Here is a 21,584-nt window from a genome sequence, read left to right on the forward strand (position 1 = left end):
ACGGCGGACCGAACCCGCGAGCAGGAGAGTCGCCCGGAGCCGCTAACCGCGCGCGCCCCGAGCTACCGCGCTACCGTGCCGGGATCGGGAAGAACGCCCGGGGATCCTGCAGCAGTGCCGGGTAGTCGAAGTCCCGCCGGGCCAGGATCTCGTTGACCTGGAAGTTGCGTGCAAACACGCCGTCCACCGTGATCGGACGCCCCTGGACCTCGCCGACGGCGAAGGAGCGGCCGCCCTCGAGCGGGATCGCCACGACGGATTTCCCTGGCAGCGTGGTGAACGCCTCTTCCTGCGCCTGGCGCTTGCGGGTGGGCTTCTTCACCAGCGGCTTGGCGGGGCGCTTGCGGGCGTTCTTGTCCGGCCGGCGCGACCCGTTGTCCGCGTAGACGAACTGGTACTCGTCCTCCCCGGCGTTTGCGGCCTTGCCGCGAACCGGCGGCAGGCTGATCGTGTCCAGCTGCTTTGGATCGGTATCGCCCAGCGGCAGGCGGAGGACCCACATGCGGTCTCCTGCGGGATCTTCCGGCAGCAACTCGTGCTTGGGTTCAGGCCACACGTACTCCAGATCCGGATCCGTGCCGGGGAACACCGCAGTGTAGAACCGCTGGTCCTTGGCGAGCAGCCGGGAGCGGTGGCTGGCGTGGAAGTCCGGGTTCCCCAGCCAGTACGGCATCGGGATCTTGGCGGCGTAGTCCGGGTGCGCGGCTTGCGGAGCGAACTCCATGATCTTCTCCCGGGTGGTGTCTTCGCCGCCGCGGGCGGTCCATTCGTCCACCATGGCCAGGCCGTACATCGTCAAAGCGGGGACGTGGCCCATCCACATCCGGACGGCCGGGTGGGACTGCCAGCCGTACTCGGGAATCACCAGCGCGCGCAGCATCTGCAGCGCCTCAACGCGCTGCTTGCCGAGCCGCGCGGGGTCAAGGGCCGCGGCGCTCTGCTGGAAATCGGGGAAGGGGAGGAAAGTCTGCATCTCTCCAGTTTGAGGCCACGGGCCCGCAACGCCAATTGCTGGGCGCCGCGGGTGAGCGTGTTCACATCGCGGATACCTACAGACAGCTCCCAGCCTCGGGATTTATCATTTAGCCCAACCACCCCAGCCGCACGGAAGACCCGCCATGACCCTTGAAGCAGCGGCGCCCTTTGCGCCCAAGTACGGACAAATGCTCGGCCCGGAAGCCAACGGAATCCTGGTCCTCGAAGAATTCACCCTGGACCCCGCCGCGGCCCGCAAGGAGCAGAGCGGTTTCCGCACGGCCCTGGCCTCGGTGGCCCTGACCATGCGCCGCCTGCTCGCGTTCCGCCTTTTCATTGCCCTCGTCGCAATCGCCAACCTGCCGCTCTTCCTGCTCTCCAGCGGCTGGGAGATCTACGCCATCTCGCTGACTCTCGTTGTGGCCGTGCACGCGGCCGTGTCATGGCTGAACCGGCACGAGCCGCGGCTGCGGCAGCGCCGGCTGCTCGAACTCCACCTGCACCGGGAGCGCAGCGACAACTACCGCAAGGTCCGCGACGCGGTGAAGTATGTGATCGACACCCCGGCCCGGATGAACGAACAGCTCTACCTGGAACTGCTCGCCGCCAAGCGCGTCGCGCTGCACCTTGCGCAGGGCACCGTGGCCCTGCTGGACACCAGCGACGACGCCGCGTGGAAGGTCCGCATCATCCGCGAACTCCCCAAGACTGCCTGACGCCCGTCCCGGCTCTAGCCCTTCAGGACCGCCCCGAGGTACGGGGCGGTCCTGCTTGTTTTGGAGCGCGCGACGACGGCGGGTTCCCCGGCGGCGATGATCTTGCCGCCGGCGTCGCCGCCGGCCGGTCCCAGATCGATCACCCAGTCCGCGGCGGCCACGACGTCCATCTCGTGCTCCACCACCACGACGGTGTTGCCGGCGTCCACCAGCCGGTGCAGCTGGGCCATCAGGAGTTCGACGTCGGCCGGGTGCAGTCCCGTGGTGGGCTCATCCAGCAGATAGAGCGAGTGACCGCGCTGGGCACGCTGCAGCTCGGTGGCGAGCTTGATGCGCTGGGCCTCGCCGCCGGAAAGCTCGGTGGCGGGCTGGCCTAGCCGGAGGTAGCCCAGCCCGACTTCGCGCAGGGTCTGCAGGGCGCGCGCGGCGGCGGGGACCTCGGTGAGGAAATCGGCCGCCGCGTTGACCGTCATGCCCAGCACTTCCGCCACGTTCTTGCCGCGGTAGGTTACTTCCAGGGTCTCCGGGTTGTAGCGCGAGCCATGGCATTCCGGGCAGGGGCCGTAGCTGCCGGGCAGGAAGAGCAGCTCGACGGCCACAAAGCCCTCGCCCTGGCAGGTTTCACAGCGTCCGCCGGCCACATTGAAGGAGAAACGTCCGGCGCCGAAACCACGGACTTTGGCCTCGTCCGTGGCCGCGAACTCCTTGCGGACGGCGTCGAATAGCCCGGTGTAGGTGGCCAGGTTGGAGCGCGGGGTCCGTCCGATCGGCTTCTGGTCCACCTTCACCAGCCGGTCGATCTGCTCCAGCCCGGACACGGGACCCACGCTCAGCGGGGCGCTGGGCTCCCCGGCGTCGTCGGCTGCTTCCTCTGTGGTGACGGCGTCCGAGTCCGGGTGCAGCCAGGAATTGGCCACCTCGGCGAGGACCTGGCTGACCAGGGTCGACTTGCCGGAGCCGGAGACGCCGGTGACGGCGGTCAGGACACCGAGCGGGAAGCTGGCATCGAGCTCCTGCAGGTTGTGGCGGCTGATGTCGCGCAACTCCAGCCAGCCGGCCGCCTCCCGGCGGGCCCGCGGGCCGCCGTCGTCCGCCTTGCCGGCAGCATCCGGGAACAGGTAGGGCCGGGTGACGGAGGCTTCCACTTCGGCGAGGCCGGCCACCGGGCCGCTGTAGAGCACCTCGCCGCCGCCTTCGCCGGCGCGCGGGCCCACGTCCACCAGCCAGTCGGCCCGGCGCACCACGTCCATGTTGTGCTCGACGACGAACACCGAGTTGCCGGAGGACTTGAGCTGGTCCAGCACCGCGAGCAGGGGCTCGGCGTCGGCCGGGTGCAGGCCCGCGGAGGGCTCATCGAGCACGTAGATCACGCCGAACAGCCCGGAGCGCAGCTGGGTGGCGATCCGCAGCCGCTGCATCTCGCCGGGGGAGAGGGTGGGGGTGGAACGGCCCAGCGCGAGGTAGCCCAGGCCCAGGTCCAGCAGCACGGTGACGCGCTGGAGCAGGTCGCGGGTGATGGCAACGGCCACCTCGTTGGACTCGCCCGAGGACTGCTTCCGCGACGCCGTGCCCGCGGACGTGAGCTCGGTGGTGGGGCGGATAATCGCGGCCAGCTCGGTCATCGGCACCGCGTTGAGCTCGGCGATGGTCTTGCCCGCGAACGTCACGGCAAGCGCCTCGGGACGCAGCCCGCTGCCGCCGCAGCGCGGGCACGGGCCGGTTTCCATGAAGCGCAGCACCTTCTCGCGCATGGTGCTGCTCTTGGAGTCCGCGAGCGTGTGCAGGACGTAGCTGCGGGCGCTCCAGAAGCGGCCCTTGTACGGCTTGGCCACCCGGTCGCGCTGCGGCGTCACCTCCACCACGGGCTGTTCCTCGGTGAAGAGGATCCAGTCGCGGTCCTTCTTGGGCAGCTTCCGCCAGGGGGTATCGACGTCGTAACCCAGGTGGGTGAGGATGTCGCGCAGGTTCTTGCCCTGCCAGGCGCCGGGCCACGCGGCGATGGCGCCGTCGCGGATGCTCAGCGAGGTGTCCGGGACCAGCGAGGATTCGCTGACCGTGTGCGCGATGCCGAGGCCGTGGCATTCGGGGCAGGCGCCGGCCGCGGTATTGGGGGAGAACGCGTCCGAGTCCAGCGATGCGGCGCCGTCGGGGTAGCTGCCGGCGCGGGAGAAGAGCATCCGCAGCGAGTTGGACAGCGTGGTGACCGTGCCCACGGTGGAACGGGAGCTGGGGGTGCCGCGGCGCTGCTGGAGCGCGACGGCGGGCGGCAGCCCGGTGATCAGCTCGACCTTGGGGTTGTGGCCTTGCTGGATCAGCCGCCGGGCGTAGGGCGCCACGGATTCGAAGTAGCGGCGCTGGGCCTCGGCGTAGATGGTGCCGAAGGCCAGGGAGGACTTCCCGGAGCCGGAGACGCCGGTGAAGGCGACAATCGCGTCGCGGGGCACGTCCACGTCCACGTTGCGCAGGTTGTTTTCCTGGGCGCCGCGGACCCGGACGAAACCATCCGTGGGGCGGTCCGGCGCCAGGCCGGCAAGATCGGAAGCCTGCTGATTATTCTGCATCTGTTCGACTCTATCCGTCCTTGCTTCCGGCAGGCATATCCTTACCGAATGGAAACTAACAATGGCGGCGCCGACGCGGCCCTAGCTGAGGGCGTCCCCGAGTTCGCGGAGGTCCCGGCAGGAGTCCATGCCGCGCTGCCCGTGGCCGAGCTGCACCTGCATATCGAGGGCACGTTGGAGCCGGAACTGATCTTCGCGCTCGCGGAACGAAACGGGATCGCGCTGCCCTACGCGGACCTGGACGAGCTGCGCGCGCGGTACGAGTTCACGGACCTGCAGTCGTTCCTGGATCTCTACTATGCCAACATGGCCGTGCTGCAGACCGAGCAGGACTTCGCCGATATGACCCGCGCGTACCTGGCGCGCGCCGCCACAGCCGGGGTGCGGCACGCCGAGATCATGCTGGATCCGCAGGCGCACCTGTCCCGCGGCGTGTCGCTGGCGACGTGCGTGAACGGCGTGGCTTCCGTGCTGGCCACCTCCGCGCAGGAGTTCGGCGTCTCCACCCTGCTCATCGCCGCGTTCCTGCGCGACCTCTCCGAAGAGTCGGCGCTGGAGGTGCTGGAGCAACTGCTGGCGATGGACGCGCCGATCGCCGGCATCGGGCTGGACTCGGCGGAGGTGGGCAACCCGCCGTCGAAGTTCGAACGGCTCTTTGCCCGCGCCAAGGAGGCCGGACTGCACCGCATCGCGCACGCCGGCGAGGAGGGCCCGCCGTCGTACATCATCGAGGCGCTGGACGTGCTGGGCGTGGAACGGATCGACCACGGCATCCGCTGCATGGAGGACCCAGAGCTGGTGGAACGCCTGGTCAACGAACTCATGCCGCTGACCGTCTGTCCGCTCTCCAACGTCCGGCTCCGCGCGGTCGACACCCTGGCCGAGCACCCGCTGCCGGGCATGCTCGCGGCCGGGCTCAACGTCAGTGTGAACTCGGACGACCCGGCCTACTTCGGCGGGTACGTGGATGAGAACTTTGCCCAGCTCAAGTCCGTGATCGGGCTCTCCGAGTTCGACTGCGTGCGGCTCGCCGCCAACTCCATCCGGTCCTCCTTCGCGAGCGAGGAACGCAAAACCGAGCTGCTGGCCGAACTGGCAGCCTCGGGACGCTAATGCCCTTAACGCACCGCGGGGTCACTTACGGCCCATGCCACCCCTGGGGATGGGCCGTAAGTGACCCCGCGTTGTGGTTTTAGACGTCGATGCTGTCCATGTGCGGGTAGCGCGCTCCGGCCGCGACGCCGGCCGGAGCCAGCTCATCGAGCCGGGCGAGGTCGTTCTCGGAGAGTTCGACGTCGACGGCGCCCAGGTTCTCCCGCAGCCGTTCGCGCTTCTTCGTCCCGGGGATCGGCACGATGTGCTCGCCCTGCGCCAGCAGCCACGCGAGGGCCAGCTGCGCCGGGGTGCAGCCCTTCTCCGTGGCGAGTTCCGTCACTCGATCCACAAGCTCGAGGTTGCGGGTGAAGTTCTCGCCTTGGAAACGCGGCGAGTGGCGGCGGAAATCGTCCTCGGCAAAGTCTTCCTCGCTGCGCAGCTGGCCGGTGAGGAAGCCGCGGCCCAGCGGGCTGTAGGGGACGAAGCCGATGCCGAGTTCGGCGAGGACCGGGAAGATCTTGGTCTCCGGCTCGCGCTCCCACAAAGAGTATTCGGTCTGCAGCGCGGTAATCGGGTGCACGGCGTGGGCGCGGCGGACGGTGTCGGCGCTGGCTTCGGAGAGGCCCAGGTGCTTGACCTTGCCGGCCTGGACCAGCTCGGCCATGGCGCCGACGGTTTCCTCGATCGGCACGGTCTTGTCCACCCGGTGCTGGTAGTACAGGTCGATGTGGTCGACACCGAGGCGCTGCAGGCTCGCGTCGCACGCGGCCCGGACGTACTCGGGCGTGCCGTTGATGCGGACCCACGAACCGTCTTCGCGGCGTTCGTTGCCGAACTTGGTGGCGAGGACGACGTCGTCGCGGCGGCCGGCGATCGCGCTGCCTACCAGCTTTTCATTGGTGAACGGGCCGTACATGTCCGCGGTGTCCAGCAGCGTTCCGCCCGCGTCGAGGAAGGCATGGATGGTGGCGACGGACTCCTTTTCGTCGCCTTGGCCGTAAAATTCGCTCATGCCCATGCAGCCGAGCCCAAGGGCGGAGACGGTGAGTGAGCCGAGGGTGCGTGATTCCATGGGGATCTCCTGAACCAGAGTGGGATGGGGTGCCGCAGATCAGCCCCGAGCGAGCGGGGGCGGCGGCGATCAACCCACTCTAGCCAGCTTGTTTGCCGTGGGCAACGGGTTTGCCCAGCCGCAGCAGCAGGGCGGTGAGAGCGGTGACGGCCGCACACACCGCGGCTCCCCAAACGATGTCGGTCAATGCCACCACGGCGGGGAAGTCCTTGAGGATCGCGAACGCGGTCAGGGCCCAGGTTGCGTAGGTGAAGAAACCGAACAGCGCCGCCCCGGCCGCCCGGCTCCGCAGTGTGGCATTGGGATCGTTGGGGCGGATGCCGTAGTGCACTATGCCCACGACGTAGACGACGTAGAACAGCACCGCGCCCAGGACGTTGAAGCTGGCGGGGAGCAGGTGCCCGATCTGGCTGCGGTATTGGTTGTTCGCCACGGTGCTGATCCAGAGGGCGTCGATGCCGGCAAAGATGACGGCGGCAACTGCGTAAGCGAGCAGCCACTTCTTGGTGGGACCGGTCATGGTGGCTCCTCTTGTCGGCAAGGTGCTGGCGTTCCCCGAAGTATAGGCGGCGGCCAGTCAGGGCTGCGATTCTCCAGTATTGAACAATACTGATGGTGGCGGGGTTCCCCGCCCCGGAGCGCCAGCGCTTGGCGACGCCTGTGAAAGGAACATCCTGATGAAAGACTCGGACCGCAAAGCCCTCGCCAGCATTCCCGGGGTTGTCGTGATTGGGGCGCTGCTGGCGGTTGCCGGCAGCCAGGGCGGCGCCGTGGCCGGCGGGATTCCCGTTTTCGCGCTGGCCGTCGGGGCCGCTTTCCTGATCCAGTGGCTGGCGTTCATTCCGGCGTTCCTGGCGCAGACGGAAAAGTTTTTCGACCTGACCGGGTCGCTGAGCTACATCGCCGTCACGCTGTTGCTCGTCCTGCTCACTCCGGGCATCGACGCGCGGGGATTGTTGCTCGCGGGTTTGGTGCTTGTCTGGGCGGTCCGGCTGGGTACGTTCCTGTTCCGTCGGATAAGCCGGGCCGGCAAGGATGACCGTTTTGACGACATCAAGCCCTCCTTTGCCCGCTTCCTCAGTGTCTGGACCATGCAGGGCATTTGGGTGGCGTTCACCGCCGCTGCCGCGTGGGTGGCCATGACATCCGCGAACCGGGTAGCGCTGGATGGCTTCGCCGTAGCCGGCCTCCTGGTGTGGGTGGCGGGCTTCGGCTGCGAGGTTTTGGCGGACTCCCAGAAGTCCCGGTTCAGTGCGGATCCCGCCAACAAGGTCAAATTCATCTCGACAGGTTTGTGGGCGAAGTCCCGGCACCCGAACTACTTTGGCGAAATCCTGCTCTGGGTCGGCGTCGCGATCATTGCCTTGCCCACACTGCAGGGTTGGCAGTGGGTTGCCCTCATCTCACCGGTGTTCGTGGCTCTGTTGATCACCAAGGTCAGCGGCGTACCGCATCTCGAAAAGAAAGCCGACACCAAGTGGGGCGGCCAGGCCGACTACGAGGCGTACAAGAAGAACACCCCGGTGCTGATCCCCCGGATCTAGCCGCACAGCCGCACTCCGGTCCGTCATAGTGGGTCACGACACCCAGAGTTAACCCGGTCCGGTCGCGGAACCTGCCGAACCTTGGCAAAATGCAGGTGGATCAATTGCCTCTAAAGGAGACCCATGGGCGCGAACGCTGCGGAAAACACGAACCTTCGGCTTAAGGCTGTGCTGGACGTCCTGGCCGAGGGGGTCTGGTCAGGCGAAAAACTGAACGCCGGCGTCGTGCTGGGCGAGGCCATCGCCCGGGTGCCGCTCAATGACCATGAGCGCGAACTGCTCAGCGGCGGCATTCCCCGTGGCCACAAGGCCCTCACCACCGCGACGGCCAAGCTGGTCAAGGCCGGCTGGCTGGTCAAGGGCCGCTCCGGCTGGACCATCACCGAGGACGGCCAGCGCGCTACGGTCGCCTTCGCCGACCCCGCCGCCTTCACTGCAGCGCTCGACGCCGGTACTCCGGTCCCGGCCGACACCCCGCTGCCGTCCGCCCCGGCCGGGAAAGCCGCCGGCAAGCCGGCGCCCAAGACAGCCCCGAAGGCCGTCCAGGTGGCGGAAAAGGTCGCCGAAAAGGTGGCCGACACAGCTGCCAAGCTGGTCGAAGAGGCCGTGGCTCCGGTGGCGAAGGCCGTCCGGAAGCGTAAGGCGGCGTCCGAGGCGTCCGCCGAAGCCGGCCCTGCAGCAGGCGTGGAGGCCATCGAGCAACCAGAGGCGGTTGCCGTTGCCGGCGATTTCACCGTCCTGCTGGGTGCGCCTGCCAACTGGGCCCCGCAGTACGACGAGGTCCAGATGCAGCTGGACGAGGTGGACCAACTCTGGAAGCTCGCCGCGGAACTGCCGGCCGGCTCCTACAGCTTCAAGATCGCGATCAACCGGTCCTGGGACGAGAACTACGGCGCCTTCGGCCACTTCGACGGCGCCAACCACGAGGTGCACCACCGCGGCGGCCTGCTGGTCATCCAGTACGACCACCGGACCCACGACATCGTCATCGACTAGGCGCCCGGCGAGGAGTCAGTCCCGACCCTCAACAAACAACGCGGGGTCACTTACGGCCCATCCTGGCTATCGGGATGGGCCGTAAGTGACCCCGCGTTGCTTTAAACCGCGGTTCAGAACCTTGTGGGGTCGGGCCGCGGCGGCACAGGACCGGGGTCCGGAATCGGGAGGGGATTAGGCGTCGGGAACGGTCCCGGTGCCGGCGACGGTGTGGGCGCTGGCCCCGGTACAGGCTCAGGCCCGGGAATGGGCGACGGCGGCGTGGGCCCCGGATCCGGCGGGAACGGATCGCCGGGCTGCGGCTCGGGCGACGTCGGCCCCGGTTCCGGCGGGAACGGGGACGGCTCGGGCGCTGGGGGAATGGTCATGGCTCCGATTATCGACCTGCACCAGCCGCGAGGGAAGACTGGCCCGGCAGGGCGGGCCTAGTTCTGCGCCGCGATCGACTTGTCGCGGTCCTCGAACACATCCTCGCCCGGGCCGGAGAACGCACGGGAACGCTGCACGGCCTCGATGGAACCGGTGAACAGCTGTGAATCGTGCGGATCGGAGGGCAAGCGCGAGGCGGTGTCGTCCGCCGCGGAGAGCTTGCCCGGACGGCGGGGCGCGGGCGGCGTCGAGGCTCCGGCGGCCGGCATGGACTCGAGCCGGACGTGCGGCAGCGCCGTCGGGTGTTCCTGCTGCAGGAAGAGCACCAGCTCTTCGCGGATCAGGCAGCGCAGGTCAAAGAGCGAGGCGCTGTCCCCGGCGCTGACCAGGATGCGAACCCGGACAAAGCCAGCCGTCGCGTCCGTGATTTGCAGGATGCCCACGCGCTTGTCCCAGAGTTCGGTCGAGGCGAGGACCTTCTTTAGCTCCGCCCGCATGGCCTCCACGGGGGCACGCCAGTCGAGGTCGAACTCCACGGTGCCCATCACCTCGGACTGGCGCCGCGTCCAGTTCTCGAACGGGGTGGTGGTGAAGTACGTGGAGGGCAGGATCAGCCGGCGGTCGTCCCAGATGTGGACCACCACGTAGGTCAGGGTGATCTCCTCGATCCGACCCCACTCCTTCTGGACCACCACGACGTCGTCCACCCGGATCGCGTCCGTGAAGGCGAGCTGGATGCCGGCGAAGACGTTGACCAGTGAGGTCTGCGCCGCGAGACCGGCAACAATCGAGATCACGCCGGCAGAGGCCAGCAGCCCCGCGCCGAGGGCCTGGATCGCGGGGAAGGTCAGCATGATGCTGCCCAGCGCCACGACCGCGATCAGCGCGACGCCGATCCGGCGGGCCAGTATCACCTGGGTCCGGAGCCGCCGGGCACGCCGGTTGTCCGCCACGTCCACCCGGTACCGAGTGAGGACCATGGTTTCGATGATGAGCAGCACGGCGATCGCCAGCCAGGCGACGGAGGCAATCAGCGCGATCGCCAGGGCGTGGTCCACGTTGCGGCGCCAGTCGGCGTCGTGGGTGGTCAGAGCCAGCGCGATCCGCACCCCGATCAGGCAGAGCGCGAAGCGCAGCGGCAGCCGTGCCATCCGGGAGGTTTCCCGGAGGGCCTCCTGCTTGCGGTTGAGCCGGAGGATGACACGGCGCACCAGCCAGGAGGCGGTCAGCCCGGCGGCCACGGCCAGGGCCACGGCGAGGAAGGGCATGGCAGAGCTCAGAAAGTCTTGCATCCTTCAAGGTCTAGCAAGCTTCGCTGATCAACTGAAATCGGTGGAATGTCAACGTGGGTCTGGTCACCCCAACGCTCCCGCGCCGCATCCGTGCCGCATCCGTGCCCCACCGGAGACAATTCGGGACCTAAGCCCCTAGGATCCGCGGTGCAAAGCCCCAGAATAGTGCCACCACTTGCATCTCTGGGGGAGGGTGACATGAGCCATAGGATCTCATTCGGCACATTCGGTTCCGCCGCGGTCTGCGCGGCGGTTTTGTTGTCTGGGTGCGGGTCCCCGGCGGCGGCGCCAGCCAGCAGTGCGCCGGCCAGCATGTCGCCAGGCACGACGTCGGCCTCCGCTACCGCGAGCGCCTCGCCGACGGCGGAATCACCGTCTCCCTCGAGCAGTTCCGCACCCAGCTCCACGACGACGGCCCCGGCGGGCTGGAAGTCGTACACGACGCCGGACGGGACCCTGACGTTTGACTACCCGGCGACCTGGTCGGTCAAAGTGACCGGCAGTGCTGCCGCGCTGGTGAGTGACTACGGCAAAACCATGGCGACGCTGCGGACCCAGGCGGGACCGGCACCGGCGTGCAGCACCAAGTCGCAGTTCATGGCCTACGACTCCGCGCCGATCCCGGCCCTCACCCAGTCCGGAGTGACCCCAAGGTTCGCCTATGAGGCACGGGTCGATTCCGCCGCGGCCGATCCAAGTAAGGCGCAGACCTACGCGTACGGCATCACCTCCGCGCCGAAGCCCACCGGAACCGAGGCCTGCCCGTTCGCGCAGTCCTTTACCTGGCCGCCGAACACGGCGTCCTTTGGCGGCGTCTATGACCCGTTCGACACCACGCCCGGCAAGCCCATGCATGTGGACACGCCGGAGGTGTACAAGGACACCGCCGAGTACAAGATCATCCGGCAAGCCCTGCTCTCCCTGCGACCGGCGGGGAAGTAGTCCGCCGGTGGCACGTGCTCGGCAAATGGCGGGCGCCGCGCTTGCGCTGGCCGTACTGCTCGCCGGCTGCGCAGCCCCGGTAACACCGACGGAGAGCACGGCACCCACCACTACGACGGCGCCCGGCTCACCGACTGCAGCAACGGCAACGCCGCCGGAGGCAACGCCGTCGAACTGGCAGACCTTCACAACCTCGGACGGCCTGTCCTTCGACTACCCGCCCGGCTGGACCGCCCGGGATCCCGGCGGTGACCTCGGTGGAGCCTTCGTGGATGTCTCCAACGCGGCTGGGAAACCGATGGCCCAGCTGCGCACCAACATCGTCACCGGCGCGGAGTGCACCGTGCAGTACCCGTACCAGGTCTACGATTCACAACCGCTCCAGGCCCTGGTGGAAGCGGGCAGCGCGGACCGGGGCGTTCCACGCTATGTCTTCGAATCCCGCGGTGACGGCACCGGACCGGGCCCGAGCACCACGGCCGCCTACGGGATCACCATGATGCCGGAGGAAACCGGGCCGCTCGCCTGCCCCATGTTCCATCTCTTCCTGTGGCCGCCGAGCGGGGCGTTGTTCGGCGGCACCTACAACCCGGCGAACAACCTCACCCCCGGCCCGTCCTCGTTGCCGTATCTGGAGAAGGCGAAGCGCTACGCCGGCACGGAGGAATACCAATCAATCCGGAAGATGATTACGTCCCTGCGGCCGGCGAAGGCGACGGGGTAGCCGCACCCAGGTAGCCGCACCCAGGCGCGGCGCCCGCATCCCAAAATTTACACGGCGGGGAAGTGCCGTCGCTGGCGGCTGTGGGGGCGGGCCGCCGTGCTGCTCTTGGTCCAGGTGGTGCCGCCCCAGGGAGTTGAATGGGTCTCCCGGATCAGTCCGGTGCCGGCGCACTCGCGGACTGCCATGATGCCGTCCGCCGCGGAACGCTTGTCCTCGAAGGCTTTTGAGACAGCGAGCACTGTGCCGTCCGCCCCCAGCAGCCGGAACCGGACGTTCGATTCTGCGTCGGTGAAGATTTCGAATTGTCCTGCCATTGTCTTTTCCTTTCAGGCGTTCCGGCAGGCGTCGCGGGGTGTCCGCTGAGTGCGCTGTGCCGGAGGTCTTGTTCAACCCTCCTTGGCCCGGGACAGGGCTGAAAGGGGCAAAGGTCCCGGATGTGGGCAGCGCCGGACCCGGACTACATTGGAGGCATGGCTGATTTTGCTGGTGGATCCGGGGCTGCGGACGCGGGTGCCGCCGTGCGTCTGACGGCCCGGGTGCAGGGCATGGTGCAGGCGGTCGGCTTCCGGTACTGGACAGTGCGCAAGGCCGAGGAACTCGCCCTGCGCGGCACCGTGCGGAACAACGACGACGGCACGGTCGGCGTCGTCGTCGAGGGCCCGCAGGCGGTGGTGCTGCAGTTCCGGGCCTGGCTGCGCTCGCCGGAGGCGCCTGGACGGGTGGACCACGTGGACGAGCGGATCTCTCCGGCCACCGGAGCCTTCAGCAACTTCCGGGTGCTCTACTGAGCGCGGGTCACACCCAAGGTGCGGGCATCAGGGCAGCGACCTCAGCAACCCGCTCGCCAGCACCGCTCGCCGGGACAGGGTCTTGTAGCCCTCCCGCTCAAACAGCACCGTGATCAGCCCGTCGTCGTGGCCCATCACCAGGCCCGGACCCCAGAGGGCATGCTCCACGGCCGCGTTCAGCGGGAACTCTTCCGCGCCGGCCATGGACGAACCGGCCGTGGCAGCGCCGTCGCCGTGCGTCCTTCCTGCCGAACCGTCGCCGCAGTTGTCACAGTTCCCGCACGGGGCCGGGAAGTCCTCGCCGAAGTAGCCCAGCAGGAACTGGCGCCGGCAGCGGTGCGTCTCCGCGTAGCCGCGCATCATGGCGATGCGGGACTTGTCGACTCGTTCCCGCGCCGCGGCGAGGTCGACGGCGCGTTCCACCAGCGCCGCGGGATCGGCGCCCGGCGCCAGGCCCACCCCGTCGGACGCCATTGTCACCCCGCCGGTGTCCTGCAGCTGGTTCAGCAGCCCAGTGAGCCGGCGCGGCGGGAACCCCGCGGCCGCCGCGAGGACCTGCGGCGGCACCGGGCCTTCGGCGTCGCGCAGGACGTCGAGGACGGCCAACAGGGCCTCCTGGTCCGGACGGTGGGTGGCGAAGTAGCGGCGCAGGCCCAGGTCCTCGGAACGGTAGTGCAGCGCCGCGACGGCGGGCCGGCCGTCCCGTCCGGCGCGGCCGAACTGCTGGTAGTAACTGTCCAGCGACTCGGGAATGTCCGCGTGCAGCACGAACCGGACGTCCGGCTTGTCGATCCCCATCCCGAACGCGGTCGTCGCCACCACCACGTCGAGGTCCCCGGCCAGGAACTGCCGGTGCACCTCGTCCCGTTCCGCCGCGCTCCGGCCCGCGTGGTAGGCCGCGGCGCGCAGGCCCTTCTGCGCCAGCTTCGCGGCGTACTTCTCGGTGTCCTTGCGCTTGGCCGCGTAGACCAGGCCAGGGCCCTGAAGCTCGCGGACCAACTCTGCCGCCTGCCGCACCACGGCACGGCGCTTCTCCTTGTCCTCGTGGTGCCGGATGACGTCCAGGCTGATGTTGGGCCGGTCGAAGCCGCGGACCAGCACCAGCGGATCCGTCATCCGCAGGCGGTCCAGGATCTCCTCCCGGACCGGGGGAGCGGCGGTGGCAGTGAGGGCCGCCGTCGTCGGGTTGCCCAGGCGCTCGCGGACCTCGCCCAGGCCGAGGTAGTTGGGCCGGAAATCGTGACCCCAGGTGGACACGCAGTGGGCCTCGTCCACCACGAACAGGGCAATGTTCAGGCCCGCGAGCCGCTCCACCGTGCTGGCCTTCGCCAGCTGCTCCGGGGCGAGGAAGAGGAACGCGGCCTCGCCGTGCTCCACGGCCTGCCAGGCGCTCTCCTGCTCCGCGGCGCTGTGCGAGGAATTAACGGCGACGGCGTAGTCCGGGCCAAGCACGGCCGCCAGGCCGTCCAGCTGGTCCTCCTGGAGGGAGATCAGCGGGGAGACGACGACGGTGGGCCGCTTGAGCTGCCGGTGAAGGAGCAGCGCCGGGACCTGGTAGATGGCCGACTTCCCGTACCCGGTGGGCATCACCGCGAGGACATCCCGGCCGACGGCGAGCGCGTGCATGCCTTCGAGCTGTCCCTCTCGGAGCTGGGGGAGACCGAAACTGGCGGCGGCGAGCGTGCGGAGGGCGCCGTCGTCGAGTGCTTCGCGGACCGGGCCGGCGGTGGCCTCACTCATTCGACGCTCCCTTGCGACGGTGCGGACTTTGGCGGCCCGCAACGCAGGCCGTTGGGTTCAGGGTAGGCGCAGCCGGGAGATAGAAGAAACGCTTCGGCTGACGGTCGGGACAAATGGCCCTCGGCAGGGACCTCAGCGGTGGGTAGGGTGACCCGCATGCAGAAGATATCGATCGAGGCCCTTGCCCGCCAGCAGGTTACGGCGGCGCTCGCGGCGCCCAGCGGCCGGGCCGCAGACACCGCTTACGGCGGCCACGAGAAGGTGCTCAGGCAGACCGTGATGGCGTTCAAGGCCGGGACGCAGCTGAGCGAGCACCAGAACCCGGGGGAGGCGACCGTCTACGTGATCCGCGGCTGCGTCCGGCTGCAGGCCGGCGAGGAATCCTGGCAGGGGAAGGCCGGCGACCTGCTGATTGTGCCCGACGGGCTGCACAGCCTGATGGCGGAAGAGGACTCGGCGATCCTGATGACGGTGGCGAAGACCAAGGGCTGAGTACGGACCAGAACGCGCACCCACCCAGTTGAAAGGCCCTCCTTGAAAGTCAGCGAAGCCAGGCAGCTCATCCAGGTCAAGGCGCCCATCTTGTCGCGCCGGCGCCGGGTGCTGGCCAACGCCTTCAACGTTGAGGAGTACCGGAAGGCGGCACGGAAAGTGCTGCCCACCGGGATCTTCGACTACCTCGACGGCGGGTCCGAGGACGAAGTGACGCTGCGCCGCAACCGTGCCGTCTTCGATGCCTGGGCCTTGATGCCCAGCTGGGGCCCGGTATCCGGACCCGACACGACCACCACCCTGCTGGGGAACGAAAGCGCCCTGCCGCTCACCCTGACCCCGACCGGAGCCACCCGGCTGTTCCATCCCGAGGGCGAAGCGGCCGTCGCCGCGGCTGCAGACCGGGCCGGTATTCCGTACGGGCTGGCAGGGCTAAGCACCGTGGCGATGGAAACGATCGCGGCGCGCCAGCCGAACCTTGACCGCTGGTTCAACTTCGGCCTCACCTCCGATGCCCGGGCGCTCAAAGACAAACTGGCACGCTGCGAAGCCGCTGGCTTCACCACGCTCATTGTCGGCGTCGACACCCGCGCGCTGGGATCCCGGGAGCGGGATCTGCACAACGGCTTCACCGCGCCTCCCGCGCTGACGCTGTCAACCATCGCAGACATCGCCCGGCGTCCTGCCTGGTGGATCAACTTCCTGAAGTCGGACGGCATCAGTTTCCCCAACCTGGACCCCCGCAGCGCGGCGGCAACCTCCATGATTACGCCCGCCATGTGGCAGGACATCCTGGGCCACTCGGACGCTACCAGCGGATGGAATGAGCTGGAGGCTTTGCGGCAGGCGTGGAGCGGCAAAATCGTCCTGAAGGGCTGCGTCAACCCTGCCGACGTCGCCAAAGCCTCGCGCATTGAGCTGGACGCCGTGCAACTGAGCAACCACGGCGGACGCCAGCTCGACCACATGCTCAGCCCCATGGACGTCCTGCAGGAATCGCGGCAGCGCGTGGGCGGTTCGATCGAGATCTACGTGGACTCCGGCATCCGGCGGGGCAGCGACATCCTCAAGGCACTCGCGCTGGGCGCCGACGCCTGCTCGATCGGCCGGGCCTACCTTTACGGGCTGGTCGCCGCGGGGTCGCCCGGCGTCGGACGGATCATCGAGATCCTCGCGGACGAACTCCGGCGTACGATGACGTTAGTAGGCGTTTCCAGCATTCCCGAGTTGAAAGCCCGGGGTGGAGAAATTCTCCGGGACATTCGTCATTCCGGGGAAATCCTTGAATCGACGGCGTCAGGCGACACGAAGTGATTCACTCTGATCCAGCAGGCACCCAGAGTTCTCCCGCAGCGCCGCGGGAGGCCAATGAATCCCTGAACAGCTAAGGAAACCATGCGTACTCGATACCTTTTTCCCGTTCTCACGATCGCAACCGCGCTCTCCCTCTCAGGCTGTGTCAACAACAGCGAACCCGCGGCCTCCGGCGGAGCGAATGCAAGCTCCGACGCCGTCGACGTGAAAAAGAACGACGCCATTGCTGCGGCTCTGCCGGAGAAAATCAAGAACGCCGGCGTGCTCAATGTCGGCATGGCCAACAATTACCCGCCCAACGAGTTCAAGGACGATAACGGGGCACCCGCAGGCTGGTCCGTGGATCTCACTAACGCGCTGGGAAAAGTGATGGGGTTGAAGGTCAATTTCGACATTGGCACCTTCGATAACATCCTCCCGGCCGTCCGGGCAGGGAAGGACGACATGGGGATGTCCTCCTTTACCGACACCGTGGAACGCGAAAAGCAGGTGGATTTTGTGAACTACTATTCCGCCGGTATTCAGTGGGCCGCGCCGAAGGGCAAGACCGTGGATCCGAAGAACGCCTGCGGGCTCAAGGTCGCCGTCCAGGCCACCACTTACGAGGACACGCACGAGGTGCCGGCCAAGTCGAAGGCCTGCACGGATGCCGGGAAGCCGGCCATCACCATCTTCCGCTACGACGCCCAGGACCAGGCCACGAACGCCCTGGTGGTGGGTCAAGTCGACGCGATGAGCGCCGATTCACCCGTGACGCTGTATGCGATTTCCAAGACCAAGGACAAGCTGCAGACCGCCGGCGACGCGTTCGAGGTGGCACCGTACGGGATCCCGGTGGCGAAGGGCAGCGCTTTCACCCCGGTCCTGCAGAAGGCGCTCCAGTCGCTGATCGACGACGGTTCGTACACCAAGATCCTGGCCAAGTGGGGAGTGGAAGCCGGCGGCATCAAGACGGCGGAACTCAACGTGGCCGCCAAAGGGTGACACCCCATGAGCGAGCGGGAACCCGACCGGATGATTGAGCCGGATCCGGCCAAGCCGCTGCCCGCGGGCGCGGCGCCGGCCGGCGGGGCGCAGCCTGCCGGTAACGCGCAGCGCGCCGGCGTGGGCAGCGGGACGGACGACGCCCCGGCGGAGGCCATCGTCGCGATCCCGCTGCGCCACCCCTGGCGGAATGTGATCGCCGTGCTCCTGCTGTTGGGCCTTGCGGTGTTCGTGCTCGACGCCGCCCAACGCCCTGATTACGGCTGGGCGGATGTGGGCAAGTATATTTTCGACCGCCGGATCAGCCAGGCCGCCTGGGTGACATTGTGGCTGACCATTTACGCGATGATCGGTGCGATCGTCATCGGGCTCCTGCTGGCCATCATGCGGCTCTCCCCGAACCCCGTGCTGAAGAGCATCGCGTGGCTCTACATCTGGATCTTCCGGGGAACTCCGGTCTACGTCCAGCTGGTTTTCTGGGGCATCGTGTCGCTGATTTATCCGGTGTTCACCCTGGGGATTCCGTTCATGACGCCGTGGGTCACCATCCCGAACGAGGTCTTCACCAACCTGTTCATCACCGCCGTGATCGGCCTGGGCCTGAACGAGGCCTCCTACATGTCTGAGATCGTGCGGGCCGGCCTGCTGTCCGTGGACGAGGGCCAGGCCGAGGCCTCGACGGCGTTGGCCATGTCCTGGGGGCAGACGATGCGGTACGTCGTGGTCCCGCAGGCCATGAAAATCATCATTCCGCCCACGGGGAACGAAGTTATCTCGATGCTCAAGACCACCTCCCTGGTGGCCGCGATCCCGTTGAGCATTGACCTTTACGGCGTCTCCCGCGGCATCTCCGCGGTGACGTTCACTCCGGTGCCGCTGCTGATCGTCGCGTCCCTCTGGTACCTGCTCTTCACTTCGGTGCTGATGGTCGGCCAGCACTTCATCGAAAAGCGGTTCTCGCGCGGAACCGGCCGGATGAAGACCAGCAAGGGACCCGCGGAGCCCGGGCCGGCGGCGACGGCGGGACCTGGCGTGCAGGGCGCACCCGGGGCGCCCGGCGCCCCGACCGGCAACGACTTTGGAGGAAAAGGATGACCGGCGCTCCCATGGTCCTTGCGGAAAAGGTTTCCAAGAATTTCGGCACCAACAGGGTGCTGCGCGGGATCAGCCTGGAAGTGGACCGCGGCGAGGTGCTCTGCATCGTGGGCCCCAGCGGCTCAGGCAAGTCGACCTTCCTGCGCTGCATCAACCACCTGGAGCGCGTCGACGGCGGCAGGCTGTCGGTGGAAGGCCAGCTGGTTGGCTACCGTCAAAAGGGCGACAAGCTCTACGAGCTCAAGCTAAGTGAAGCAGCGCACCAACGGCAGGACATCGGAATGGTCTTCCAGAGGTTCAACCTGTTCCCGCATCTCACCGCGTTGGAGAACATCACCCTTGCACCCATGCGGGTGAAAAAACAGTCCAAGGCAGCGGCCACCGCCAGGGCTATGGAACTGCTGGAGCGTGTGGGGCTGGAGGACAAGGGGGATGCCTATCCCGCGCACCTGTCGGGTGGCCAACAGCAGCGCGTGGCGATCGCCCGTGCCTTGGCCATGGACCCGAAACTGATGCTCTTCGACGAACCGACCAGCGCCCTGGACCCGGAGTTGGTGGGCGAAGTCCTGGACGTGATGAAGGGGCTGGCCAAGAGCGGCATGACCATGATCGTGGTGACCCACGAGATGGGGTTCGCCCGGGAAGTCGCGGACACCCTGGTCTTCATGGATGAGGGTGTGGTGGTGGAGGCCGGACCTCCCCGGCAGCTCCTCAGCAACCCGCAGCACGACCGCACCAAGGCGTTCCTTTCCAAGGTTCTCTGACGCGCCACCGGAAGCCGGCCCGGATGGTGGGATGCCGCCGTCGGACTTTCCGGAACCCGTTGTCAGTGTGCCGGAGCGGGCCTACGCTGTGCCTCGACGGCCCCACTCCGGGACCGGCTCCAGGACCCTCCCTCGCTGGGGTGCCAGCACACCCCGGATGCCTGCGTCCTGGACTTCACGGGACAGGAACTGCCATGACCAAGTATCTGTTTGAAGCCAATTACCTGGGCGAAGGAATCAAAGGACTGATGCGCGAGGGCGGCAGCAAACGCCGCGACGCCCTGGTGGAGGCCCTTAAGTCCGTGGGCGGATCGCTCGAGTGCTTTTATTACGCCTTCGGGGACACCGACGTCCTGGGTGTCCTTGAGGCCCCGAGCGACGCCGACGCCGCAGCCCTCTCGCTGATGATCAACTCCACCGGCAACGTCAACGTCCGGCTGAAGCCGCTGATGACGGTGGAAGACATCGACGAAGCGGTCAAGAAGGCACCCACCTACCGGGCGCCGGGTCAGTAGGGGCGTTACCCGCCAAGCATGCGTTCTGTGACGGCCCAACTGGTCCGCGACGGCCGGCGGGTTCGGTGCCGGCCGCCGTCGTAGGACAGACTGTTGCCGTGAGCAACTCTCCCCGCACCGGCATCGCCATCGCAGGGCTCAGCCTCGGCACGGCGCTGAACCCGCTGAACTCCTCGATGATCGCCGTCGCGCTGGTGGTCTTGCGCGCGGATTTCGCGCTCGACGTCGCCACGGTCACCTGGGTGGTCACCTCTTTCTACCTCACCTCGGCGGCCGGCCAGCCGCTGATGGGACGGCTCGCGGACCGCTTCGGCCCGCGCCGGCTGTTCCTGCTGGGCATGGCCCTGGTGGCCGTGACCTGCGCGTTGGCCCCCTTCGCGCCGAACTTCGCGCTGCTCTGCGTGGCGCGGGCGTTCATGGCGCTCGGCACCGCCACGGCGTATCCCAGCGCCGTCGTGATGGTCGCGGCGCTGGCGCGGCAGGCGAACGTCAAATCCACCCGGCCGCTGGGCCGGATCCAGATGGCGAACACCTCGGCGGCCGCCGTCGGGCCGGTGGTGGGCGGACTGCTGGTGAGCCTGGTGGGCTGGCAGGCGCTGTTCCTGATCAACGTGCCCCTGGCGCTGGCGGCGATCCTGGTGGTCCGCAGGTTCGCCCCGGCGGACGTTGAGCGGGAACGCGGAAAGGTGTCGGAGCTGCTCCGCGACTCGGACCTGCCGGGCATCGGCGCGTTCATCGGCGCCCTGGTGCTGGTGATGATGGCGCTGCTCAATGTGCTGCCCGCCTACCGCTGGTGGCTGCTGGGCGGCGGGCTGCTGCTCGCCGTGCTGTTCACTGTGCGGGAGCTGCGCTTCAGCCCGCCCTTCCTGGACCTGCGGCTGCTGGGGACCAACCGGCCGCTGCTGCTGGTGTACCTGGGCTTCGCGTTGTTCAACGGCGTCTACTACTTTGCCTTCTTCGGCCTCCCGCAGCTGCTGCAGACCGCCGGCGGTTACGACCCGGGAATCGTGGGTCTGCTGATGCTGCCGCTCGCCGCCATCTCGGTGGTCGGAACACCGTTCGCGGTCCGTGCCATCGACAGCTTCGGCGTGCGGCGGGTGCTGATCGCCGGGGTCGTGTTGCTGATCGCCGCGTCCGGAACCATGTGGCTGCTGACCGCGTCCCTGGCCGCTCCGCTGGTGCTGGCGATGACGGCGCTGCTGGGGGTCCCGTATTGCGTGGTCAGTATCGCGTCCAGCCAGGGCATGTACCTTTCCACCCGGTTGGAGGAGCGTGGTGTGGCGGCGGGGATCTACCAGACCTGCCGCTACCTCGGCGCCATCACCGCGACAGTGCTGATCGGCATTTTTTACGGCACCGGAGTCAGCCAGGCGAACTGGGGGCTGATGGTGTTTGTCATGCTCGGCCTCGGCGCGGTGGTCTTCGTCGTGTCGCTGCTTTGGCGGGAGCGCCGGCCGGCCTAGCGCGGTCTGGCCGGCACTGCCGCCGGAGCCCTTGACGCCCCCGCACCACGGAGGCTATGTGTGAGCGGAGCCACAAAATATTTGCCTGTGCGCCTTCGGGGCGCCTATAGTCAACTCAGCGGTTCGATAATAGAACATTGAGT

At 67.8% G+C, this 21,584-nt stretch carries 22 protein-coding genes; 15 read left to right on the top strand and 7 right to left on the bottom strand.

Annotated elements, in window-relative coordinates:
- Window positions 1–70: 70 nt before the first annotated feature.
- Complete coding sequence (locus AC1DBD_RS09770; RefSeq protein WP_476981983.1) at window positions 71–973, bottom strand: MSMEG_6728 family protein; 903 nt, start codon at window positions 971–973, stop codon at window positions 71–73.
- 145 nt (window positions 974–1,118) lie between these two features.
- Here AC1DBD_RS09770 and AC1DBD_RS09775 point away from each other — a divergent pair, with 145 nt between their 5' ends.
- Window positions 1,119–1,691, top strand: coding sequence for a hypothetical protein (locus tag AC1DBD_RS09775; RefSeq protein WP_476917382.1), 573 nt, complete (start codon window positions 1,119–1,121; stop codon window positions 1,689–1,691).
- Window positions 1,692–1,705: 14 nt separating this feature from the next.
- On the opposite strand, the gene uvrA is transcribed toward AC1DBD_RS09775, so the two are convergent.
- Window positions 1,706–4,252, bottom strand: coding sequence for an excinuclease ABC subunit UvrA (gene uvrA / locus AC1DBD_RS09780; protein ID WP_476981984.1), 2,547 nt, complete (start codon window positions 4,250–4,252; stop codon window positions 1,706–1,708).
- Window positions 4,253–4,300: 48 nt separating this feature from the next.
- On the opposite strand from uvrA, the gene AC1DBD_RS09785 reads away from it, so the two are divergent.
- A complete protein-coding gene (locus tag AC1DBD_RS09785) occupies window positions 4,301–5,365 on the top strand; it encodes an adenosine deaminase (RefSeq protein ID WP_476981985.1) in 1,065 nt (354 codons plus the stop codon).
- A gap of 79 nt (window positions 5,366–5,444) precedes the next feature.
- On the opposite strand, the gene AC1DBD_RS09790 is transcribed toward AC1DBD_RS09785, so the two are convergent.
- Together AC1DBD_RS09790 and AC1DBD_RS09795 are read right to left on the bottom strand one after the other, a co-directional pair.
- Window positions 5,445–6,419 carry an aldo/keto reductase gene (locus AC1DBD_RS09790; RefSeq protein WP_441418348.1) on the bottom strand — a complete coding sequence of 325 codons (975 nt, stop codon included), beginning with the start codon at window positions 6,417–6,419 and terminating at the stop codon, window positions 5,445–5,447.
- A gap of 79 nt (window positions 6,420–6,498) precedes the next feature.
- Entirely contained in the window at window positions 6,499–6,939 is a 441-nt protein-coding gene (locus AC1DBD_RS09795; protein WP_441418349.1) for a DUF2177 family protein, read from the bottom strand.
- Between the two features lie 157 nt (window positions 6,940–7,096).
- Between AC1DBD_RS09795 and AC1DBD_RS09800 the strand changes: the two genes are divergently transcribed.
- Window positions 7,097–7,963 carry a DUF1295 domain-containing protein gene (locus AC1DBD_RS09800; RefSeq protein WP_476981986.1) on the top strand — a complete coding sequence of 289 codons (867 nt, stop codon included), beginning with the start codon at window positions 7,097–7,099 and terminating at the stop codon, window positions 7,961–7,963.
- Window positions 7,964–8,086: 123 nt separating this feature from the next.
- Entirely contained in the window at window positions 8,087–8,959 is an 873-nt protein-coding gene (locus AC1DBD_RS09805) for a pullulanase X25 domain-containing protein (protein WP_476981987.1), read from the top strand.
- A gap of 425 nt (window positions 8,960–9,384) precedes the next feature.
- Here the strand turns inward: AC1DBD_RS09805 and AC1DBD_RS09810 are convergent, their stop codons facing one another.
- On the bottom strand, window positions 9,385–10,620 hold the full coding sequence (locus AC1DBD_RS09810; protein ID WP_476917378.1) for a mechanosensitive ion channel family protein: 1,236 nt from the start codon (window positions 10,618–10,620) through the stop codon (window positions 9,385–9,387).
- A gap of 266 nt (window positions 10,621–10,886) precedes the next feature.
- Between AC1DBD_RS09810 and AC1DBD_RS09815 the strand changes: the two genes are divergently transcribed.
- Genes AC1DBD_RS09815 through AC1DBD_RS09825 form a run of 3 tightly spaced genes read left to right on the top strand, consistent with a single transcriptional unit; the run spans window position 10,887 to window position 12,286 of the window.
- Window positions 10,887–11,087, top strand: a complete 201-nt coding sequence (locus AC1DBD_RS09815; protein WP_476981988.1) for a hypothetical protein — start codon at window positions 10,887–10,889, stop codon at window positions 11,085–11,087.
- 25 nt (window positions 11,088–11,112) lie between these two features.
- Window positions 11,113–11,562, top strand: coding sequence for a hypothetical protein (locus AC1DBD_RS09820; protein ID WP_476981989.1), 450 nt, complete (start codon window positions 11,113–11,115; stop codon window positions 11,560–11,562).
- A 7-nt stretch (window positions 11,563–11,569) separates the two neighbouring features.
- Window positions 11,570–12,286, top strand: coding sequence for a hypothetical protein (locus AC1DBD_RS09825; protein ID WP_476981990.1), 717 nt, complete (start codon window positions 11,570–11,572; stop codon window positions 12,284–12,286).
- A 47-nt stretch (window positions 12,287–12,333) separates the two neighbouring features.
- Here AC1DBD_RS09825 and AC1DBD_RS09830 read toward each other — a convergent pair whose 3' ends face one another.
- The gene (locus tag AC1DBD_RS09830; protein ID WP_441418356.1) at window positions 12,334–12,600 is read right to left on the bottom strand and encodes a YegP family protein; all 267 of its coding nucleotides are present in this window, start codon (window positions 12,598–12,600) and stop codon (window positions 12,334–12,336) included.
- A gap of 156 nt (window positions 12,601–12,756) precedes the next feature.
- Between AC1DBD_RS09830 and AC1DBD_RS09835 the strand changes: the two genes are divergently transcribed.
- Window positions 12,757–13,074, top strand: a complete 318-nt coding sequence (locus tag AC1DBD_RS09835) for an acylphosphatase (RefSeq protein WP_441418357.1) — start codon at window positions 12,757–12,759, stop codon at window positions 13,072–13,074.
- Between the two features lie 27 nt (window positions 13,075–13,101).
- Here AC1DBD_RS09835 and AC1DBD_RS09840 read toward each other — a convergent pair whose 3' ends face one another.
- Window positions 13,102–14,814: a RecQ family ATP-dependent DNA helicase gene (locus tag AC1DBD_RS09840; RefSeq protein WP_476981991.1), complete on the bottom strand. Its 1,713-nt coding sequence runs from the start codon at window positions 14,812–14,814 to the stop codon at window positions 13,102–13,104.
- Window positions 14,815–14,970: 156 nt separating this feature from the next.
- Here AC1DBD_RS09840 and AC1DBD_RS09845 point away from each other — a divergent pair, with 156 nt between their 5' ends.
- From AC1DBD_RS09845 to AC1DBD_RS09875, 7 genes are all read left to right on the top strand, one after another.
- The gene (locus AC1DBD_RS09845) at window positions 14,971–15,306 is read left to right on the top strand and encodes a cupin domain-containing protein (RefSeq protein WP_441418359.1); all 336 of its coding nucleotides are present in this window, start codon (window positions 14,971–14,973) and stop codon (window positions 15,304–15,306) included.
- Between the two features lie 42 nt (window positions 15,307–15,348).
- Window positions 15,349–16,620 (top strand): alpha-hydroxy acid oxidase, encoded by a 1,272-nt coding sequence (locus AC1DBD_RS09850; protein WP_476981992.1) that lies wholly within the window; start codon window positions 15,349–15,351, stop codon window positions 16,618–16,620.
- Window positions 16,621–16,701: 81 nt separating this feature from the next.
- Window positions 16,702–17,604, top strand: a complete 903-nt coding sequence (locus AC1DBD_RS09855) for an ABC transporter substrate-binding protein (protein ID WP_476893083.1) — start codon at window positions 16,702–16,704, stop codon at window positions 17,602–17,604.
- 6 nt (window positions 17,605–17,610) lie between these two features.
- A complete protein-coding gene (locus AC1DBD_RS09860; RefSeq protein ID WP_476893082.1) occupies window positions 17,611–18,699 on the top strand; it encodes an amino acid ABC transporter permease in 1,089 nt (362 codons plus the stop codon).
- Window positions 18,696–19,463: an amino acid ABC transporter ATP-binding protein gene (locus tag AC1DBD_RS09865; protein WP_476909160.1), complete on the top strand. Its 768-nt coding sequence runs from the start codon at window positions 18,696–18,698 to the stop codon at window positions 19,461–19,463. Before AC1DBD_RS09860 ends, AC1DBD_RS09865 begins: the two co-directional genes overlap by 4 nt.
- A 194-nt stretch (window positions 19,464–19,657) precedes the next feature.
- On the top strand, window positions 19,658–19,978 hold the full coding sequence (locus AC1DBD_RS09870) for a GYD domain-containing protein (RefSeq protein WP_476981993.1): 321 nt from the start codon (window positions 19,658–19,660) through the stop codon (window positions 19,976–19,978).
- Between the two features lie 98 nt (window positions 19,979–20,076).
- Window positions 20,077–21,441 (top strand): MFS transporter, encoded by a 1,365-nt coding sequence (locus AC1DBD_RS09875; RefSeq protein WP_476917368.1) that lies wholly within the window; start codon window positions 20,077–20,079, stop codon window positions 21,439–21,441.
- The last annotated feature ends 143 nt before the right edge of the window (window positions 21,442–21,584 follow it).

It is taken from the genome of Arthrobacter sp. 10T419, from assembly GCF_056394105.1.

What these genes read in the sequence shown, in the direction of transcription:
- AC1DBD_RS09800 (WP_476981986.1), top strand. Translation starts at nt 7,097, where the DNA reads ATGAAAGACTCGGACCGCAAAGCCCTCGCCAGCATTCCCGGGGTTGTC.
- AC1DBD_RS09785 (WP_476981985.1), top strand. Translation starts at nt 4,301, where the DNA reads ATGGAAACTAACAATGGCGGCGCCGACGCGGCCCTAGCTGAGGGCGTC.
- AC1DBD_RS09775 (WP_476917382.1), top strand. Translation starts at nt 1,119, where the DNA reads ATGACCCTTGAAGCAGCGGCGCCCTTTGCGCCCAAGTACGGACAAATG.
- AC1DBD_RS09865 (WP_476909160.1), top strand. Translation starts at nt 18,696, where the DNA reads ATGACCGGCGCTCCCATGGTCCTTGCGGAAAAGGTTTCCAAGAATTTC.
- AC1DBD_RS09845 (WP_441418359.1), top strand. Translation starts at nt 14,971, where the DNA reads ATGCAGAAGATATCGATCGAGGCCCTTGCCCGCCAGCAGGTTACGGCG.
- AC1DBD_RS09870 (WP_476981993.1), top strand. Translation starts at nt 19,658, where the DNA reads ATGACCAAGTATCTGTTTGAAGCCAATTACCTGGGCGAAGGAATCAAA.
- AC1DBD_RS09830 (WP_441418356.1), bottom strand. Translation starts at nt 12,600, where the DNA reads ATGGCAGGACAATTCGAAATCTTCACCGACGCAGAATCGAACGTCCGG.
- AC1DBD_RS09835 (WP_441418357.1), top strand. Translation starts at nt 12,757, where the DNA reads ATGGCTGATTTTGCTGGTGGATCCGGGGCTGCGGACGCGGGTGCCGCC.
- AC1DBD_RS09855 (WP_476893083.1), top strand. Translation starts at nt 16,702, where the DNA reads ATGCGTACTCGATACCTTTTTCCCGTTCTCACGATCGCAACCGCGCTC.
- AC1DBD_RS09860 (WP_476893082.1), top strand. Translation starts at nt 17,611, where the DNA reads ATGAGCGAGCGGGAACCCGACCGGATGATTGAGCCGGATCCGGCCAAG.
- AC1DBD_RS09795 (WP_441418349.1), bottom strand. Translation starts at nt 6,939, where the DNA reads ATGACCGGTCCCACCAAGAAGTGGCTGCTCGCTTACGCAGTTGCCGCC.
- AC1DBD_RS09790 (WP_441418348.1), bottom strand. Translation starts at nt 6,419, where the DNA reads ATGGAATCACGCACCCTCGGCTCACTCACCGTCTCCGCCCTTGGGCTC.
- AC1DBD_RS09810 (WP_476917378.1), bottom strand. Translation starts at nt 10,620, where the DNA reads ATGCAAGACTTTCTGAGCTCTGCCATGCCCTTCCTCGCCGTGGCCCTG.
- uvrA (WP_476981984.1), bottom strand. Translation starts at nt 4,252, where the DNA reads ATGCAGAATAATCAGCAGGCTTCCGATCTTGCCGGCCTGGCGCCGGAC.
- AC1DBD_RS09840 (WP_476981991.1), bottom strand. Translation starts at nt 14,814, where the DNA reads ATGAGTGAGGCCACCGCCGGCCCGGTCCGCGAAGCACTCGACGACGGC.
- AC1DBD_RS09770 (WP_476981983.1), bottom strand. Translation starts at nt 973, where the DNA reads ATGCAGACTTTCCTCCCCTTCCCCGATTTCCAGCAGAGCGCCGCGGCC.
- AC1DBD_RS09805 (WP_476981987.1), top strand. Translation starts at nt 8,087, where the DNA reads ATGGGCGCGAACGCTGCGGAAAACACGAACCTTCGGCTTAAGGCTGTG.